The organism is Candidatus Paceibacterota bacterium, from assembly GCA_030583765.1.
GTDB lineage: Bacteria > Patescibacteriota > Minisyncoccia > 2-02-FULL-40-12 > GWA2-44-9.
Genome location: CP129474.1, coordinates 503,235 through 519,783 on the forward strand (window position 1 = coordinate 503,235; position 16,549 = coordinate 519,783).

The following is a 16,549-nucleotide window of genomic DNA, read 5'->3' on the forward strand; positions in this document are numbered from 1 at the left end:
TCAAGAAAGTGATACAAAACATACCCCCACGATGCGTGGGGGTATGTTTTTTCCTGTGTTTTAGCGCATGTACATTATCAACAGTGCAGAGGAGCTCGCACTATGGTTCAATAGTGTCAGGATTTGTTCTCGGGAGTTTCTATGTAGCGATGCTCGCACCGTGTTTGTGCGAGCGGTTACGTCATAGGCTCTCGTTCTGTCTATGACTGCACCACACATACACTCCCCATTGCCATCGTCGGAACGGCAATCGGGCAATGGTCACGCTTCCGACGAAGCACGCGGTTCTGCTATGCCAGCGCAAACTTCAAGAGGGCTCTCGTGGGAGCGCCGTTTTGGCGTTGGCCACCCGTACGATGCCATCTCGTGGGAGCGCCGCACGGCAAAAATTACCAAAGGCGATGGAACGGTTGTGTTTGAGCAGCGTGATGTTGAAGTGCCGGCATTCTGGACACAAACAGCAACCGACATTGTTGCGTCTAAGTACTTCCGTGGCAAGAAAAATACCCCACAGCGTGAAGCGAGTGTAAAACAGATGATTGATCGCGTTGCAAAAACCATTGGTGCGTGGGGTTTGCAGGGCGGTTACTTTGCCACGCCGCTTGATGCACAAAACTTTACCTTCGACCTCACTTATTTACTGGTAAACCAGTACTTCTCTTTCAATAGTCCCGTATGGTTTAACGTCGGTGTTTCTGATCATCCCCAATGCTCCGCATGTTTTATCTTGGCAGTTGAAGACACAATGCCATCGATCCTTGAGTGGTATCGGGAAGAGGGACTGATCTTCAAGGGTGGTTCGGGATCGGGATTGAATCTCTCAAAGCTGCGCTCATCAAAAGAACAGCTTTCAAAGGGCGGTTATTCATCGGGGCCGGTTTCATTCATGAAGGGGGCTGACGGCGTTGCAAACACCATCAAGTCAGGCGGCGCGACGCGTCGTGCTGCAAAAATGGTGGTACTGAACGTTGACCACCCAGATCTCAAGGATTTTATCTACGCTAAGAAGCACATTGAGGACATGACGAGCGCCTTGGTGGCAAGCGGGTTCACGAACAATCTCGATGGCGATCTTTTTAGCCCGTACACGCTCTTGCCGTATCAAAATGCGAATAATTCCGTACGTGTTTCTGACGCGTTTATGCAAGCAGTCGAGGCAGACGGTCCCTGGGAGTTTAAAGCGGTGACAACAGGGGAAACAATCGAACAAGTTCGTGCCCGCGAAGTTATGGACTGGATTGCCGATGCGGCATGGCACAGCGCAGATCCGGGCATGCAGTATGACACCACTATTAATCGCTGGCACACCTGTCCGAATACAGGTCCTATCACTGCATCGAATCCGTGCAGCGAATATATGCACATCGATAACTCAGCATGCAATCTCGCGTCACTCAATCTCTTAAAATACGTGCGTGAAGATGGTGTGTTTGAGACTGACTTCTTCCGCAAATCTGTCGATACGATCATCCTGGCGCAGGAGATTATCGTTGGCTTCTCGTCATACCCGACGGAAAAGATTGGTCGCAATGCTGTTGACTATCGTCAGCTCGGGTTGGGGTATGCAAACCTCGGCGCCCTTCTCATGGTGCTTGGCCTGCCTTACGATTCCGATGAAGGCCGCGCTCTTGCGGGCCAAATTACATCTCTGATGTGTGGTGAGGCGTACCGCATGTCGGCAGATATAGCATCTCGCATGGGGCCATTTGCGGGATACGCAAAGAATCGCGAGCCTATGCTCCGTGTGCTAGATATGCACCGTGCTGCTGCGGAAGATCTCTATCGTGTTGCTCAGAACTCTGGAAAAACCGACACGGCACTCGCCCATGCGTCGCGTACTGTGTGGCATGAAGCGCGCGAGCTTGCTGAACAGTACGGAGTGCGCAACGCGCAAGTTACCGTTCTCGCACCAACAGGAACTATCGCGTTCATGATGGATTGCGATACGACGGGCATTGAGCCAGATCTCGCACTTGTAAAATACAAGAAGCTTGTCGGTGGCGGCATACTCAAGCTCGTCAACGGTCAGGTGCCGGCGGCACTTGCTCGCCTCGGCTACAGCGACTCTGAGATTCAAGACATCACCGCGTACTTGATGGAAAAGGATACTATCGAAGGTGCGCCACACCTCCGTCCTGAGCACCTCGCCGTATTCGATTGCTCATTTAAAGCTCAGCATGGCACTCGTAGCATCAGCTATATGGGCCACCTGCGCATGATGTCAGCAGCACAGCCGTTTATTTCGGGCGCCATCTCAAAGACGGTCAACCTTCCCCATGATGCAACCGTAGCCGATGTGCGTGATGCGTATATTCAGGCGTGGAAGTTGGGCCTCAAAGCTATCGCGGTCTACCGTGATGGATCGAAAGGTGTTCAGCCACTCAATACGAGCAAGGAAGACAAGAAAGACCCGGCGGGTGATGTCATGGCAGCTGGGACATATCGTCGCGATCGACTTCCAAATGAGCGACCGTCAGTGACGCATCGCTTCTCAGTGGCGGGCCATGAAGGCTATTTGATCGTCGGCCTCTATCCAGAGTCGCGAATGCCTGGCGAAGTATTCATCTCAATCGCAAAGGAGGGGAGTACCGTATCGGGGCTTCTTAACACAATCGCTATTCTCATTTCAGTCGCACTTCAGTCTGGAGTTCCGCTCGCATCACTTGTCCGTAAGTTCAAGGATATGGCATTCACCCCCGCTGGCTTTACAGAGAATCAAGATATTCCTACGGCAAAATCGATCACAGACTATGTGTTCCGATATTTAGGCCTGAAATTCCTGCCGCCAGAGGAGCGTGAGGCAATCTTTGGTCCTGGATTTGATCACGTTGCACCTGTGAGCGCCCCGCTTGCAGAAGTAATGGAGAGCACTCAAGCGCCGCTGCCTATACCAACCGCTACTGAGCATGTCACTAATCGTGTCGCTGCTCAGACGAGCGTTGATGCTCCCGTGTGCCAGTGCGGTACTCTTATGGTGCGGGCAGGCTCCTGCTACTCATGCCCCAACTGTTTTGCGACTACGGGGGTGTGTAACTAGTATCTGTAGGGTGGGCGAAAAGTGGGCGAAAGCCCGCTTTTCGATTTACCAAGGACGCGCTACACTGGTGCATGCATTCTTCCGTCTGGCTGGCGTGGCTCGGCGTCAGCTTCCTAGCAGGTGTCGCATTGGTATCGTATATGCCTTGGGTTGTTGGTGCGTTGCTATGGGTTATCTTGCTGGGCACTGCGATTCTCTGTATCTCCGTGTGGCGTGGTACGTTTGGTGAGTCGCGGAGCGGCATACAAAAGCGTCTGCGGGGCGTCCTCATAGGCCTCTGCGTGTTGTCGTGCGCTTTCGGTATGTGGCGTTTTGATACCACCGCCACGCTTCGTTCTCGACTTACTGTTTTTGCTGATCGGCGCGCTGGCGATATTGCTGTACCCTTCTCGCTCCATGGCTTCGTTGACGGAGCGTTTGTGACACGAGGAAACGACGGCACATTTTCGTTGTATGTTACTGCGGTGCAGGCTGGGGAGCGTCTCGTACCCATCGGTGAGCGTGTGCTTGTCGAAACAAGTGCACTACCCGTGCATGTGCCGGGTACTCGGATGCAGGTTGACGGAAGTATCGTGACGACCACCGATCGCGATGTGTGGTTGTTGCGCGATGGTATTCGGATGAAGGTGCGTGCGGCGGCGGTTCGCCCCTATGACCATACGCCGTATGAAATAGATGCGATACAAAATATTCGCATGCATGCACTCGGAGGCGTCATGGGTGTCCGATCGCTGTTTGAACGCGCCATACGCGCGAGTGTCCATGAGCCCGCGAGCGCACTTATTGAAGGCGTGTTGCTCGGAACGCGTCAATTTCTGCCCGACGCTATCCGTGACGCATTCCGCGCTACAGGAATGACGCACATTCTTGCAGTGTCTGGATATAATATTTCCGTTGTTGGGGCGGGAGTGCTTGCGCTCTTGTTACGCTGGGTGCGAAGGCGTCGAGCTTTTTGGTTTACGCTTGCTGTACTCGTGCTCTTTACACTCATGACGGGCGCTTCTGCGTCAGTGGTTCGTGCGGCGATTATGGGCGGCCTCTTATTTTTCGCGCAAAGCTATGGGCGATTACCCTATCTTACCAATGCACTTATTCTGGCGGCATGTGCTATGGTATTCGTACAGCCATTTGTATTGCGCTATGACGTTGGGTTTCAGCTCTCATTTCTCGCGGTGGTAGGTTTGTCATGGGGCGCTCCCGTGTTGACGAAGATGTTTGAAAAGACGCGGATGCCGTCCGTCTTACGCGAACCTCTTGCGGCAACACTTGCCGCGCAGGCGGCCGTGCTCCCTCTTATTCTCGTGGTCTTCGGATCGCTTTCTATCGCAGCGCCCCTCGCTAACATTCTGACGGTACCCATTGTGCCGTTCGTCATGGCAACAGGGTTTTTTGCTGGTGTTGGAGCTATGCTTATTCCTCCGCTCGCGCCATTACTGGGTCTCCCCGCGTGGCTGGGATCTTCGTATGTCCTTTGGATTGTTGAACACATTGCGCGCCTTCCAGGGGCATCTATAAGCGTATCCTTGCCGTGGTGGGGTGGTCTCCTTCTTGCGTGTGGTATATGGGGCGCGTGGAAGTATCTTTCTCGATCATATGCAACTGTGGCTTCGGCGTGAATGGGCGCGTATCGCCCTCTTATTGGTGTTGGGCGTTCTCTGCGCGCTTGTTGCATACGCGCCCGACGCAGGCTCTGAGCGTCTTGTTGTATCGCTTCTTAATGTTGGGCAGGGGGAAGCGCTTTTTATACAGACGCCGCAAGGTCGGCAGATACTCATCGACGGCGGTCCAGATGCTTCGGTATTAGAAGAATTGGGATCAGTCATGCCCCTTGGAGACAGGACTATTGACCTTGTAGTGCTTACTCATGCGCACAGTGATCATGTTTCGGGCTTAGTACATGTCTTAGAACGGTACAACGTTTCCGGTATTCTTGAGACGGGCGCTCCGTATACAACAGGAGTATATAGTGCGTGGCGAGAGGCAGTGGCGCGCGAAGGTGCAACAGCAGTTCAGGCGCTTCCAGGACGACGCATTGTACTTGATAGCGACACAACGCTTACCGTGTATGCGCCAAATCCTACACGTGCGGCGGCGGAAAAGAACCCAAACAATGCATCGGTGGTACTCATGCTGCAACATGGTGTGGTGCGGATGCTGCTGACAGGCGATATTGAGGCGCCAGTCGAACAGCGTCTATTGGCGCAAGGTGCGGATCTAGCCGCAGACATCCTAAAGGTGGGGCACCAGGGTTCGCGCACATCGTCGACCTTACCTTTTGTCATGCGCGTTTCTCCGCGCGTTGGAATTATGAGCGTTGGAGCGGGTAATACGTACGGACATCCTCACCGAGTAGTTACTGAACGCCTTGCGAACCTTGGGATTCCATACTATCGTACAGACGTACACGGACGAATAACCATTGAAAGCGACGGCACCGCATTCGCAGTCCGTCCGCAACACTAACACGCATGCATACCGAAAACGGATTAGAACGAACGCTGGTTCTGTTAAAGCCCGATGCCATTGATCGCGGCATCGTAGGAGAGGTGATGACGCGCTTTGAGCGCGTGGGCCTTAAAATGGTGGGTCTCAAAATGCTTGTGTCGGAAAAAGACACCGCAGAGAAACACTACACTGAAGATCTTGCGCGGCGCCGTGGAGAGGCGATTCGTAATCTCATGATCAGCATGCTCACATCGGGGCCGATTATCGCGCTTGCTCTTGAGGGTGTCGATGCCGTTGAGGTGGTGCGCAAAATGATCGGCGCCACAGAGCCAAAAGCTGCGGCTCCTGGAACGATTCGCGGCGACTACACGCATGTGAGCTACCGGTATGCCGATGCAAAAGGCATGGGTATATTTAACCTTATCCACGCGTCAGACTCTTCAGAGAACGCACAAGCTGAATTAAGCGTGTGGTTTAAGCCAGAAGAGCTCGTATCCCACAAGCCGGGATATACGAAAATGACCTTGCGCGAGGACTAGTTGCGCAGGTTGTTTGGGAGAGTATACTGAGGGTACCCTTTCGGGATTTGTAAAAGCCTTACCGTATTTAATGCACAGGGAGTCTTATCCGGGCTTCGGCCCAATCCGAGAGTGCCGGTGAGCGAGCAATCGTTCCGACGTCCTCTCATGCGGACACCCACCAAAGCCTTAAGGTAAAGCGCTTTTACAGATTGCGGGAGGGCCAGAACGTCACCCATAAGGGTGGCGTTGTGTTTTAGAGGATAAGTTGGTAGTGTGCCATGCAAGGAGGCAGGAAATGACACTGCACGATTACGAGCAAATTGGCCCCATTCATCCTCGGGATGATGAGCCGGATAACCCGAGTGACCACGGCGAATGTGTCGCCGCTTCCGAGTTGCTGGCGCTTCGTGCTGACGAAGATCGAGACGAGGTAGTCGAAGCACTCTTCATACTCACGACCTGCGAGGGTTCTGATCTTCAGAAGGGCATCGAGGCGCTGCACGAAATCCTCTCGCAGCGCTGGAGCGAGTGCGGATCTGTCCCGCAAGGCCTTGCGAGTCTCGTGCGCATGAGGATGCGCTAGGCGTTTTGAGGAGCCCCCCACGGGCTCCTCTGTTCTTTTTAAGAGTTCGTTGATACGCTAGAGAAGTTCGTGCGGGCTGTAGTATACCGGTAGTACGCGTCCATGGGGTGGATGTAGACCGGGTTCGATTCCCGGCAGCCCGACTTATGAAATAAAACAAGCACCATTTGGTGCTTGTTTTATTTTTATGATATGGCGCTGTGGGGAATCGAAGGGCGGAGCGCTTCTGTTGTTCAGCAGAACAACAGCGCGAGCCCTGGCCCGGAGCGCGCGTTGAGCGGCGGCGAAACGCGACGCGAAGGGGATTCCCCGCGGTGACCGAGCGCGAGCGAGGAAATACCAAAGCCAGTAGGCGTGGTGCCCGACAGTAGATACCAAAAGAGACCCTCACGGGTCTCTTTTGGTTATACGATGTGCTTAGGCTACTGCGCCTTTTGCGATGGTCTTGATACAGTCTGTGCAGATCTTCAAGCGCTTGCCGTTTACGCGAGCCCACTGGAGGTTCGGATAGCGGCGGGAGCGGCTGGTCGGGTTGTAATGGCCACGGTGAAGCTTACGGGTGGTGACCATAACGGATCGCTTTGCACAAGTTGGACAACGTGTTGCCATAGAGATTTGAAAGCGCCCTTTGGGGACGCGAAGTACGTGGACAGGATAGCAGAACATTGGTACGCTGGTCAAGAGATATGCCTGACAGCTTCTTTCTTGGCGCCATTTCCATCGCAATGCTTGTGATGTCTGTTGTTGCGCACGAATATGCGCACGGCGCCGTTGCCGATGCCCTGGGTGATCCAACGGCTCGACTTTCTGGGCGCCTCACTCTCAATCCTCTCAAGCATCTTGATCCATTCGGTTCCGTTATCCTCCCATTTCTGTTGGTGGTGAGCGGTTTGCCAGCTTTTGGCTATGCTCGGCCAGTGCCGTATGACCCGCTCCTACTCTCTGATAGGCGGCGTGGGCCAGCTATGGTGGCCTTTGCGGGGCCAGCGACAAATATCATTCTCTCGCTCTTGTGCGCGCTTGCGCTACGAGCGGGGGTTGTTTCAGTGGACACAATCCCCGGAGCCCTAGTGGCGACTGCCGGCTTTATGAATGCCATTCTCGCGCTTTTTAATCTGATTCCAATTCCGCCGCTTGATGGCCACTGGATCGCCGGAACGCTTGGAGGACTTACGGGTGCGCGCCTTATGGCTGCGGCTCGCCGTATGCAGGTTCCGCTTTTTCTTGTCGCCCTTTTCTTTGTGGTGCCTATTTTGGGCAACATAGCGTATGCGATCTTCGCTGCCCTTGCTGGGATTTGACGGTCGTTTCTGTTTCTGCTACGATGCACACCGCACGTTGTGCGCTGTTTCTTGCGCACGACGCTTACTGGCTCATGCCAACATTGAATCAATTACTCAAGCGTCCGCGTGTCGCGGTCCGCGCAAAAACAAAAGCACCAGCGATGGTGTTCGGCTTGAATACTCTCAAGAATCGTCCTATTCGCTATCCAGCCCCATTTAAGCGCGGCGTGTGTGTGAAAGTCACTACGATGACCCCGAAGAAGCCAAACTCGGCTATCCGTAAGATTGCTCGCGTTCGTCTCTCAAATGGCATGGAAGTAACCGCATACATTCCAGGCATCGGCCACAATCTCCAAGAGCACTCTGTAGTGATGATTCGCGGCGGTCGCGTAAAAGACTTGCCAGGTGTCCGCTATCACATTGTGCGCGGTGTCTTGGATGCAGCTGGCGTAGACGGTCGCAAACAAGAGCGCTCGAAGTATGGAGTGAAGCGTCCTAAGTAATCTTAATATTCTATGCGTCGTCCTATAAAAAAGCGTCCGATTGTAGATCCAGATTCTGTATATTCTAGCGCCCTTGTCGCGCGCATTATTAACTCCGTCATGAAAGACGGAAAGAAATCTATTGCGCAGCGCACTGTGTATGCTGCGTTGAATGATCTTGAAAAGCGCGCCGAAAAACCAGCGCTTGAAGCCCTAGAGCTTGCGGTTCAGAATGTCGCCCCAAACGTCCAACTCAAGTCTCGCCGTGTCGGCGGTGCGAACTATCAGGTTCCGGTAGAGGTTGGGCCAGCTCGTCGCCTCGCGCTCGCAATTCGTTGGATTGTCGGCTCCGCGCGCTCTCAGAAGGGCAAGCCGATGAACGTGAAGCTTGCTGATGAACTCTTTGCCGCATTCCAAAATACTGGTTCTGCAGTGAAGAAGCGCGCCGACATGCATCGCATGGCAGAGGCAAACAAAGCATTCGCACATTTGGCATGGTAATGATGATGTGAGTACTCGCGGAGCGACCACCCTATGTTGGTCGCTCCTGCGCTCTACTCTCCACGTGTATGGCTGATTATCCTATTGAGAAAATTCGTAACTTTGGTGTCATCGCACACATTGATGCTGGTAAGACGACAACGTCTGAGCGCATTCTTTTCTATACAGGCATGAGCCATAAAATTGGCGAAGTGCACGAAGGCGATACGGTCATGGACTGGATGGAGCAAGAGCGTGAGCGTGGTATTACGATTACCGCCGCCGCAACGACTGCGTACTGGACTCCTACCGATGCGGCAGGAGATGCGAGCAAGAAGGTTCGCATGAATATCATTGATACCCCGGGCCACATCGACTTCACGATTGAAGTGAAGCGCTCTTTGCGCGTACTCGACGGCGCCGTGGTGGTGTTCGATGGTGTCGCTGGTGTAGAGCCACAGTCAGAAACCAACTGGCGCTACGCAGATGACTACAAGGTGCCTCGCATCTGTTTTATCAATAAACTCGACCGTCTCGGTGCTTCATTTGAGCGATCCTATCTCTCCATTCTTGATCGTCTCTCGCCGAATGCAGTAAAGGTGCAAATTCCTGACGGCCATGAAGATCAGTTCAAGGGAATTGTTGATCTCATGACCATGGAGTATGTTTCGTTTGAAGGTGAGCGCGGTGAAAAGATTATTAAGGGCGAAATCCCAGCACACCTAAAAGAGGCCGCTGAGAAAGAGCGTGCAGTGATGATCGAGCGCATCGTAGAAAATGACGATGTTGCGATGAGTGAATATCTCGAAGGCAAAGAAATCCCACTCGCGCGTCTTCGCGAAATCCTCCGCAAGGCAGTCATCGAGAACAAAATTTTCCCCGTATACTGCGGTTCTGCTCTGAAAAACAAAGGTGTGCAGTTGGTGCTTGATGCTGTGGCATACTACCTCCCATCGCCAATTGATATCGCTGATACAAAGGCAAAAGACGGCAAGACCGGCGAAGATACAACGGTGAAGCATGACGATAACGCTCCGTTTACGGCGCTCGCATTTAAAACGGCAACCGATCCATTCGTTGGATCGCTGACGTTCTTCCGTGTGTATTCCGGGAAGCTCACCGCGGGTTCATACGTCTTAAATACTCGCTCGGGCAATCAAGAGCGCATCAGTCGTATCGTGCGCCTCCACGCAGATCAGCGTGAAGAAATTAAAGAAATTTTTGCAGGCAACATCGCCGCAACGGTTGGATTGAAAGACACAAAGACGGGAGATACGCTTTGTGACCCAGCAACGCCAATGTTCTTAGAGGGCATCGATATCCCAGAGCCAGTCATCTCACTTCGCATTGAGCCAAAGACGAAGGCAGACCAGGAAAAAATGGGCTTGGCACTTAAGAAGCTTTCTGATGAAGATCCAACGTTCCGCATCCGCAGTGATGAGGAAACTGGCGAGATGATCATCGCGGGCATGGGTGAGCTCCACCTTGAAATTCTCGTGGACCGTATGAAGCGCGAATTTAGCGTTGAAGCGAATGTCGGTCGCCCACAGGTTGCCTATAAAGAAGCTATTACTGATAAATCACAGGCGGAAGGTAAGTATATTAAACAGTCGGGTGGCCGCGGTCAGTATGGGCACTGCTGGTTGCGTATTGAGCCGCTTGAACGAGGCGAAGGCTTCACGTTTAAGAACGCCATTAAAGGCGGATCAATCCCTCAAGAGTTCATTCCAGCTATTGAAAAAGGCGTGCGCGAAGCGCTCGATAAGGGCGTTGTCGCAGGTTTCCCACTCGTAGATTTGAAGGTTGAAGTGTACGACGGCTCCTACCACGACGTTGACTCTTCTGAAGTCGCATTCAAAATCGCGGGCGCTATGGCACTCCAAGAAGCGGTACGGCGTGCAAAGCCAGTCATTCTTGAGCCGGTCATGAATGTTGAGGTTATTGTTCCTGACAACTTCTTGGGCTCCACTACGGGCGACCTCTCCAGCCGTCGTGGCCAGATTGTTGAAGTGACTGATCGCGGCTCGCTTGGGCTGAAGGTGATCCACGCCCACGTGCCACTTTCTGAAATGTTTGGCTATGCAACTTCGATCCGCTCGTTCTCTGAGGGCCGCGGCACGTTCACTATGGAATTTAGCCACTACGAACCAGTGCCCGCAAATATTGCGACTCAAATCGCTGCAGGAAAGAAATAAAGCACACAACCACTCGCCCAAAGAGCGCCCCATGTGGGGCGCTCTTGCTCGTTTATGGAATGCGTGGTATTAATGCATAACTCTAAAACGAGAGGAGGTGATAGTATGGAGGCACTGTTCTGGTACAGCGGCGTGATGACTCGCGCGAGCCGTGGCGAGTTGCGTGCACGCTGTATCCGCGCGGCCATTCTTGCAACCAGTTTCGGTTTGCTGGTGGTGCAGGCGCAGTTGCAGTGGATCATGACGGATTCTCCCGGCATGCACCACTTCCTGCGGGCCCACTGGACGCGCGTGGCGCCCTGTTACGGCCACTAGCCCCCCCGCCCGCAGTCACTCATCATGAGTGGGTGCGGGCTTGCTTTTTTTAGCGGGTGCGGTAGAAGGAATGTACTATGCTTGATATGCGCGAACTCAAGCCGCTCTTGCGGCAAAGCGGATCTGTCGTGGTAGTAGAAGATGGCCAACCATCTGTGGTGATCGTTGATTATGGTGTGTATCGGGGCCTTGTGAGAGCTCCCGCAGAAAGTGCCGTCCAACAGGGCTCCTCGCTAGCTTCGGCGGCTCCAAGCACCGCGGATGCGGAGTTTGTTGAGCGCCTCAATAAAGAGATTTTAGCCCTGAAAAACCAGATTGAATCAGAAGAGCGAGCTTTGGTAGGGGCTGAGGTAGGGGCTGAGAATGAGTAGGCATTGACTTTCGTTTAGTGTTTGCTAGAATAGTCGGTACGCGTTTTATATTAAACAGCGCGGTACCGTGGTGGTTACTACACGAACGGCTTTCGAGCGGGTTTCGCGTCGTGTCCCTCACGAGTATCGCCTCGTCACAACCCTAAGCATATGGCAGACACAAAGTTTGAGCGGACAAAGCCGCACTTGAATATCGGAACGATCGGACACGTAGACCACGGGAAGACAACCCTCACTGCGTCGATTTTGCACGTCTTAGACATGCACAAAGGCGAAGGGTACGGTGCCCGCGTTGAAGGTGTTGATGGTATCGACAATGCTCCAGAAGAAAAGGCACGTGGTATCACCATCTCTTTGCACCACTCTGAATATTGGACCCCAAAGCGTCACTACGCACACATCGACGCTCCTGGTCACGCAGACTATATTAAGAACATGATCACGGGTGCCGCTCAGATGGACGGCGCAATCCTCGTGGTTGCTGCAACTGATGGCGCAATGCCTCAGACCCGCGAGCACATTCTCTTGGCACGCCAAGTCGGCGTTCCTTCCATCATCGTCTTCTTGAATAAAGTAGACATGGTAGAGGACCAAGAAATGCTTGACCTCGTTGAAGCAGAGCTCAAGGAATTGCTTGCAAAGTACGGTTACACTGATTCTCCAATCATCCGCGGTTCTGGCTTGAAGGCCCTTGAGTCCAAGGATGCTAATGACCAGTACGCCCAGGCAGTGAAGAAGCTCATCGATACATGCGATGAATTTATTGCAGAGCCAACGCGTGAAATGGATAAGCCATTCCTCATGCCTGTTGAAGACGTGTTTACGATCGAAGGTCGCGGCACGGTAGTCACTGGCCGTATTGAACGTGGCCAGGTGAAGGTGAACGACGAAATCGAAATCGTCGGCATTCGCCCAACAGCCAAGACCGTGATCACGGGTATCGAAATGTTTAACAAGTCCCTCGATTCTGGTATCGCAGGTGACAACGCCGGCCTCTTGCTCCGCGGTTTGAAGAAAGAAGATGTGGAGCGCGGCCAGGTGCTCGCAAAAGCTGGCTCCATCACGCCGCACACCGAATTTGAGGCTGAAATCTACGTACTCACGAAAGAAGAGGGTGGTCGCCATACGCCATTCATGAAGGGCTACAAGCCGCAGTTTTACTTCCGCACCACGGATGTAACCGGCGAGACCTTCCTGCCAGAAGGATCAGAAATGGTCATGCCTGGTGACACTGTCAACCTTCGCGTGAAATTAATTGTACCGATCGCCATGGAAGAAAAGCAGCGCTTCGCAATTCGCGAAGGCGGCAAGACCGTTGGTGCCGGTGCTGTAACAAAGATTATCGCCTAACCGTTCTATCGTTCCCGCCGCCGATGGCGGCGGGAACACACCGCTCTTTCTCAACACCATGATGGCTAAAAAGACACAAGACGCAGCCCAGCGCATTCGGATCAAGCTGCGTGCATACGATACGAAGATCATCGACCGTTCCGCAAAGCAGATTGTTGAAACGATTGAGCGCTACGGCGGGACTCTCACGGGCCCGGTACCGTTGCCGACCGAGATCAAAAAGGTCACAGTCAACCGCTCTTCTTTCACAGATAAAGATTCCCGCGAGCAATTTGAGATGCGCATTCATAAGCGCTTGATCGAAATCGGGAACCCAAATCCAAAGATCATCGAGGCACTCACAAACCTGAGTATGCCGGCGGGGGTTGATATTGAGATCAAAATGGTGTAGAAGGTATAGGCATTGTTACTTTCCTCTCCCCATCATGCTGTGGTGGCGAGAGATAAAGCAATAATCCGGCTCGTGAGGCACTCTGTGTGCCTTGCGACAGAGCAGAGGCGTGTCCTTCATGGGTTCCCGCTGTTCGCGGGTTTTTGTTTGCAAAATGGCGAAATTCATTCTTGGCACAAAAGAGAGCATGACCCAAATCTTCCGCGAAGATGGTGTTGTCGTTCCTGTAACGGTGCTTTCTGTTCGCCCTAACGTTGTTTTGCAACTCAAAAACAAGGAGCGTGACGGATATGTCGCAGTGCAAGTTGGCACTGGATCTCGTAAGCACGTCAAAAAGCCACAAGCAGGCCACTTCCGTGGTCGCGGCACATTTAATGCGGTGCGTGAATTTGCGTATACGCATCTTGGCGATAAAGAACTCGCAGAAGGTGACTCCTTCGATGCCTCCGTGTTTGCGGTCGGAGATACAGTAACGGTAAGTGGCACTTCAAAGGGTAAAGGCTTCGCGGGAGCTATGAAACGTCATGGCTTTTCGGGCATGCCTGCAAGTCATGGTCACCGATCAGTTCAGCGCCACATTGGTTCCACGGGTCAACGCTTCCCGCAACATACGCTTAAAGGTAAGCGCATGGCTGGGCACATGGGCGTTGCTCGTGTTTCGGTCCGTGGATTGAAAGTCGTTGCCGTTGATCCAGAGCTTGGTATCATTGCTGTTCGCGGTGCTGTCCCTGGTCAGCGTGGTTCTATTGTTGAAATTGTTTCACGATAATATGGCAAACGTCCCCCTTCTTAATCAGCGTGGAGAATCTCTCGGCACCATGACATTACCGGATGCCGTCTTTGCAGTCCCGGTAAACATGGAACTTCTTGCACAGGTTATTGCCGCACAGGAAGCAAATCAGCGACAGGGGACGGCGCACTCTAAGGGTCGCGGCGAAGTTCGTGGTGGTGGCAAAAAGCCTTGGCGTCAGAAGGGCACGGGCCGCGCACGCCATGGTTCGATCCGCTCTCCTATCTGGAAAGGTGGCGGTGCGACGCACGGCCCAACGTCGGAAAAGGATTATACGCAAAAGATTAATCGTCGTATGGCGCTTGCCGCGCTTCGTTCAATTCTTTCTGGTAAGGTTCGTGATGCGGAGCTGGTTGTTGTCGATGCGTTCGCTATCCCTGAGGCAAAAACAAAAGAGGCCGTCTCTTCGCTTCGTGCGGTGATCCGCGCAATTCCTGGTGTTCGTGCTACAGACCGCACACTCCCGAAAGCTCTTGTGATCTTGCCGGGCGGCGAGGGTCATACCTCTGTTGTGCGCGCGTTGCGAAACGTGCCGCGCGCTGAGGTTGAGTCAGTGCGCAACGTTCAGGCGCTGAGTGTCGCGGACCATCAGTATATTATTGTGCACAAGGATGCCGTTGATGCGCTCGTTGCGCGTATGGGTAGCGCTGCATAATACACTTTGTATGAAATTCCCATTTTTTGGATCATCGGAAAAGAAAGAAAGCCCCAAGAAGAGCGCGTCTCCAAAGAAGGCGCAGGCTTCACGCGCGGTCAAGCCAACAAAAGGAGATGCGCCTGCAACTTCAGAGGGGCAAATGCTAATCGTTCCTGCAGGAGCGCATCGCGTTATTCGTGCTCCGTTCATGAGCGAGAAAGCATCCCGCCTTACTCAACAGAACCAGTATGTCTTCTTGGTTACGTCTGGGGCGACGAAATCAGAAGTAAAGAAGCATATCAGCACTCTTTTCAAGGTAAAAGTGATTTCGGTGAATATTGTAAACTTGCCTCGTAAGAAAGCGGGGATGATGCGCCGCCATTTTGCAGGCGTGCGCCCGCAGGTACGCAAGGCGATTGTTACGCTCGCACCGGGTAACACCATTGGTGCAACTATGGCACAGCCACAATCATAATCTGGTATGAAACGCTATAAACCAACAACTGCATCGCGTCGCCACATGTCCGCATATGATACGGCGGGTTTGACCGATATCGCACCGCTTCGTTCTCGTACGAAGGGTTTCCACCGTGCGGTTGGGCGCAACAACCAAGGCCGCATTACCAGTTTCCACCGTGGCGGCGGCAACAAGCGTCTTTTCCGCGACATTGATTTCAGGCAACAGAAATATGACATTCAAGGCATTGTCGCGGCTCTTGAGTACGATCCAAATCGTACAGCACGCATCGCTCGCGTACACTATCCAGATGGCGATAAGCGCTATATCATTGCGCCTCAAGGCCTCTCGGTTGGCGACACCGTCATTAACGCGTCACGTGCACCTATTCGTGTAGGAAATCGTATGCAGCTCGCGAACATTCCTCAGGGCACTATCGTGCATAATATCGAGCTGCGCCCGGGTCAAGGTGGCCGCATTGTTCGCTCCGCTGGCAGTGGCGCCACCGTTCTCGCGAGTGATGCAGGATACGTACAGGTGGTCATGCCTTCATCTGAAGTGCGCCTCGTTCCTGGCGAGTGCTATGCCTCGATTGGTCAGGTTTCGAATGCAGAGCATGCTCTCGTTACATTGGGTAAGGCTGGCCGCTCACGCTGGCTCGGCCGTCGTCCAAAGGTTCGTGGCACTGCTATGAACCCAGTGGATCACCCACATGGTGGTGGTGAGGGTCGCCAAGGTCGCGGTACGCGTCGTCCAAAGACACGCCACGGTAAGATTACCGGCGGTCACAAGACCCGCAACAAGAAGAAGCGCTCAGCACACCTTATTGTTCGCCGACGTTCGAAGTAATCATTTCCATTTCATTTTATGTCACGAAGTCTCAAAAAAGGTCCCTACGTTGATGAGCGATTGCTCAAGAAAATCGCAAGCCGAAAGGCGGGCGATAAGACCGTGATCAAAACATGGTCTCGGGATTGCACGATCGTGCCGGAGATGATAGGCTTCACCTTCGGTGTACACAACGGTAGGATCCATATCCCCGTTGTTATCACAGAAGATATGATCGGGCACAAGCTCGGCGAGTTTTCGCACACGCGCACGTTCCGCCGTCATGGTGGTAAGATGCAGAAGGAGCTTGAAGCTGCTGCGAAGCAGCGTGAAGTCGATGCGGCGAAGGCTGCAAAGGCTGAGGCGCCCGCAAAATAATTATCT

The 16,549-nt window shown here is 53.2% G+C and carries 18 protein-coding genes and 1 tRNA gene; all 19 read left to right on the forward strand.

The genetic code is table 11. From position 1 onward, the window contains the following. The first annotated feature begins 202 nt into the window (after positions 1-202). The 19 genes from QY311_02725 (at position 203) to rpsS (ending at position 16,543) form a co-directional block, all read left to right on the forward strand. Entirely contained in the window at positions 203-3,037 is a 2,835-nt protein-coding gene (locus QY311_02725; GenBank protein ID WKZ27023.1) for a vitamin B12-dependent ribonucleotide reductase, read from the forward strand. 140 nt (positions 3,038-3,177) lie between these two features. Beyond that, a complete protein-coding gene (locus QY311_02730) occupies positions 3,178-4,653 on the forward strand; it encodes a ComEC/Rec2 family competence protein (protein WKZ27024.1) in 1,476 nt (491 codons plus the stop codon). Continuing rightward, complete coding sequence (locus QY311_02735) at positions 4,631-5,500, forward strand: ComEC/Rec2 family competence protein (protein ID WKZ27025.1); 870 nt, start codon at positions 4,631-4,633, stop codon at positions 5,498-5,500. Before QY311_02730 ends, QY311_02735 begins: the two co-directional genes overlap by 23 nt. Positions 5,501-5,505: 5 nt before the next feature. Then, the gene (locus QY311_02740; GenBank protein WKZ27026.1) at positions 5,506-6,021 is read left to right on the forward strand and encodes a nucleoside-diphosphate kinase; all 516 of its coding nucleotides are present in this window, start codon (positions 5,506-5,508) and stop codon (positions 6,019-6,021) included. A gap of 277 nt (positions 6,022-6,298) precedes the next feature. Then, positions 6,299-6,586, forward strand: a complete 288-nt coding sequence (locus QY311_02745; protein WKZ27027.1) for a hypothetical protein — start codon at positions 6,299-6,301, stop codon at positions 6,584-6,586. A gap of 72 nt (positions 6,587-6,658) precedes the next feature. After that, positions 6,659-6,729 (forward strand) — tRNA-Pro (locus tag QY311_02750). 543 nt (positions 6,730-7,272) lie between these two features. Continuing rightward, the gene (locus QY311_02755; GenBank protein WKZ27028.1) at positions 7,273-7,887 is read left to right on the forward strand and encodes a site-2 protease family protein; all 615 of its coding nucleotides are present in this window, start codon (positions 7,273-7,275) and stop codon (positions 7,885-7,887) included. A gap of 74 nt (positions 7,888-7,961) precedes the next feature. Continuing rightward, positions 7,962-8,372 carry a 30S ribosomal protein S12 gene (gene rpsL / locus QY311_02760; protein ID WKZ27029.1) on the forward strand — a complete coding sequence of 137 codons (411 nt, stop codon included), beginning with the start codon at positions 7,962-7,964 and terminating at the stop codon, positions 8,370-8,372. 12 nt (positions 8,373-8,384) lie between these two features. After that, complete coding sequence (gene rpsG, locus QY311_02765) at positions 8,385-8,852, forward strand: 30S ribosomal protein S7 (protein WKZ27030.1); 468 nt, start codon at positions 8,385-8,387, stop codon at positions 8,850-8,852. A gap of 68 nt (positions 8,853-8,920) precedes the next feature. Next, positions 8,921-11,026 (forward strand): elongation factor G, encoded by a 2,106-nt coding sequence (fusA, locus tag QY311_02770; GenBank protein WKZ27031.1) that lies wholly within the window; start codon positions 8,921-8,923, stop codon positions 11,024-11,026. A 105-nt stretch (positions 11,027-11,131) separates the two neighbouring features. Then, the gene (locus QY311_02775) at positions 11,132-11,341 is read left to right on the forward strand and encodes a hypothetical protein (protein WKZ27032.1); all 210 of its coding nucleotides are present in this window, start codon (positions 11,132-11,134) and stop codon (positions 11,339-11,341) included. Between the two features lie 77 nt (positions 11,342-11,418). Continuing rightward, positions 11,419-11,712, forward strand: coding sequence for a hypothetical protein (locus QY311_02780; protein WKZ27033.1), 294 nt, complete (start codon positions 11,419-11,421; stop codon positions 11,710-11,712). A gap of 150 nt (positions 11,713-11,862) precedes the next feature. Continuing rightward, the gene (gene tuf, locus QY311_02785; GenBank protein ID WKZ27034.1) at positions 11,863-13,062 is read left to right on the forward strand and encodes an elongation factor Tu; all 1,200 of its coding nucleotides are present in this window, start codon (positions 11,863-11,865) and stop codon (positions 13,060-13,062) included. A gap of 61 nt (positions 13,063-13,123) precedes the next feature. Further along, complete coding sequence (gene rpsJ / locus QY311_02790; protein ID WKZ27431.1) at positions 13,124-13,453, forward strand: 30S ribosomal protein S10; 330 nt, start codon at positions 13,124-13,126, stop codon at positions 13,451-13,453. A 154-nt stretch (positions 13,454-13,607) separates the two neighbouring features. Next, on the forward strand, positions 13,608-14,222 hold the full coding sequence (gene rplC / locus QY311_02795) for a 50S ribosomal protein L3 (GenBank protein WKZ27035.1): 615 nt from the start codon (positions 13,608-13,610) through the stop codon (positions 14,220-14,222). A gap of 1 nt (position 14,223) precedes the next feature. Further along, positions 14,224-14,898 carry a 50S ribosomal protein L4 gene (gene rplD, locus QY311_02800; protein ID WKZ27036.1) on the forward strand — a complete coding sequence of 225 codons (675 nt, stop codon included), beginning with the start codon at positions 14,224-14,226 and terminating at the stop codon, positions 14,896-14,898. Positions 14,899-14,908: 10 nt separating this feature from the next. Further along, on the forward strand, positions 14,909-15,355 hold the full coding sequence (locus tag QY311_02805; GenBank protein WKZ27037.1) for a 50S ribosomal protein L23: 447 nt from the start codon (positions 14,909-14,911) through the stop codon (positions 15,353-15,355). A gap of 6 nt (positions 15,356-15,361) precedes the next feature. Next, on the forward strand, positions 15,362-16,186 hold the full coding sequence (gene rplB / locus QY311_02810; protein WKZ27038.1) for a 50S ribosomal protein L2: 825 nt from the start codon (positions 15,362-15,364) through the stop codon (positions 16,184-16,186). A gap of 18 nt (positions 16,187-16,204) precedes the next feature. Further along, a complete protein-coding gene (gene rpsS, locus QY311_02815; protein ID WKZ27039.1) occupies positions 16,205-16,543 on the forward strand; it encodes a 30S ribosomal protein S19 in 339 nt (112 codons plus the stop codon). Positions 16,544-16,549 lie beyond the last annotated feature (6 nt).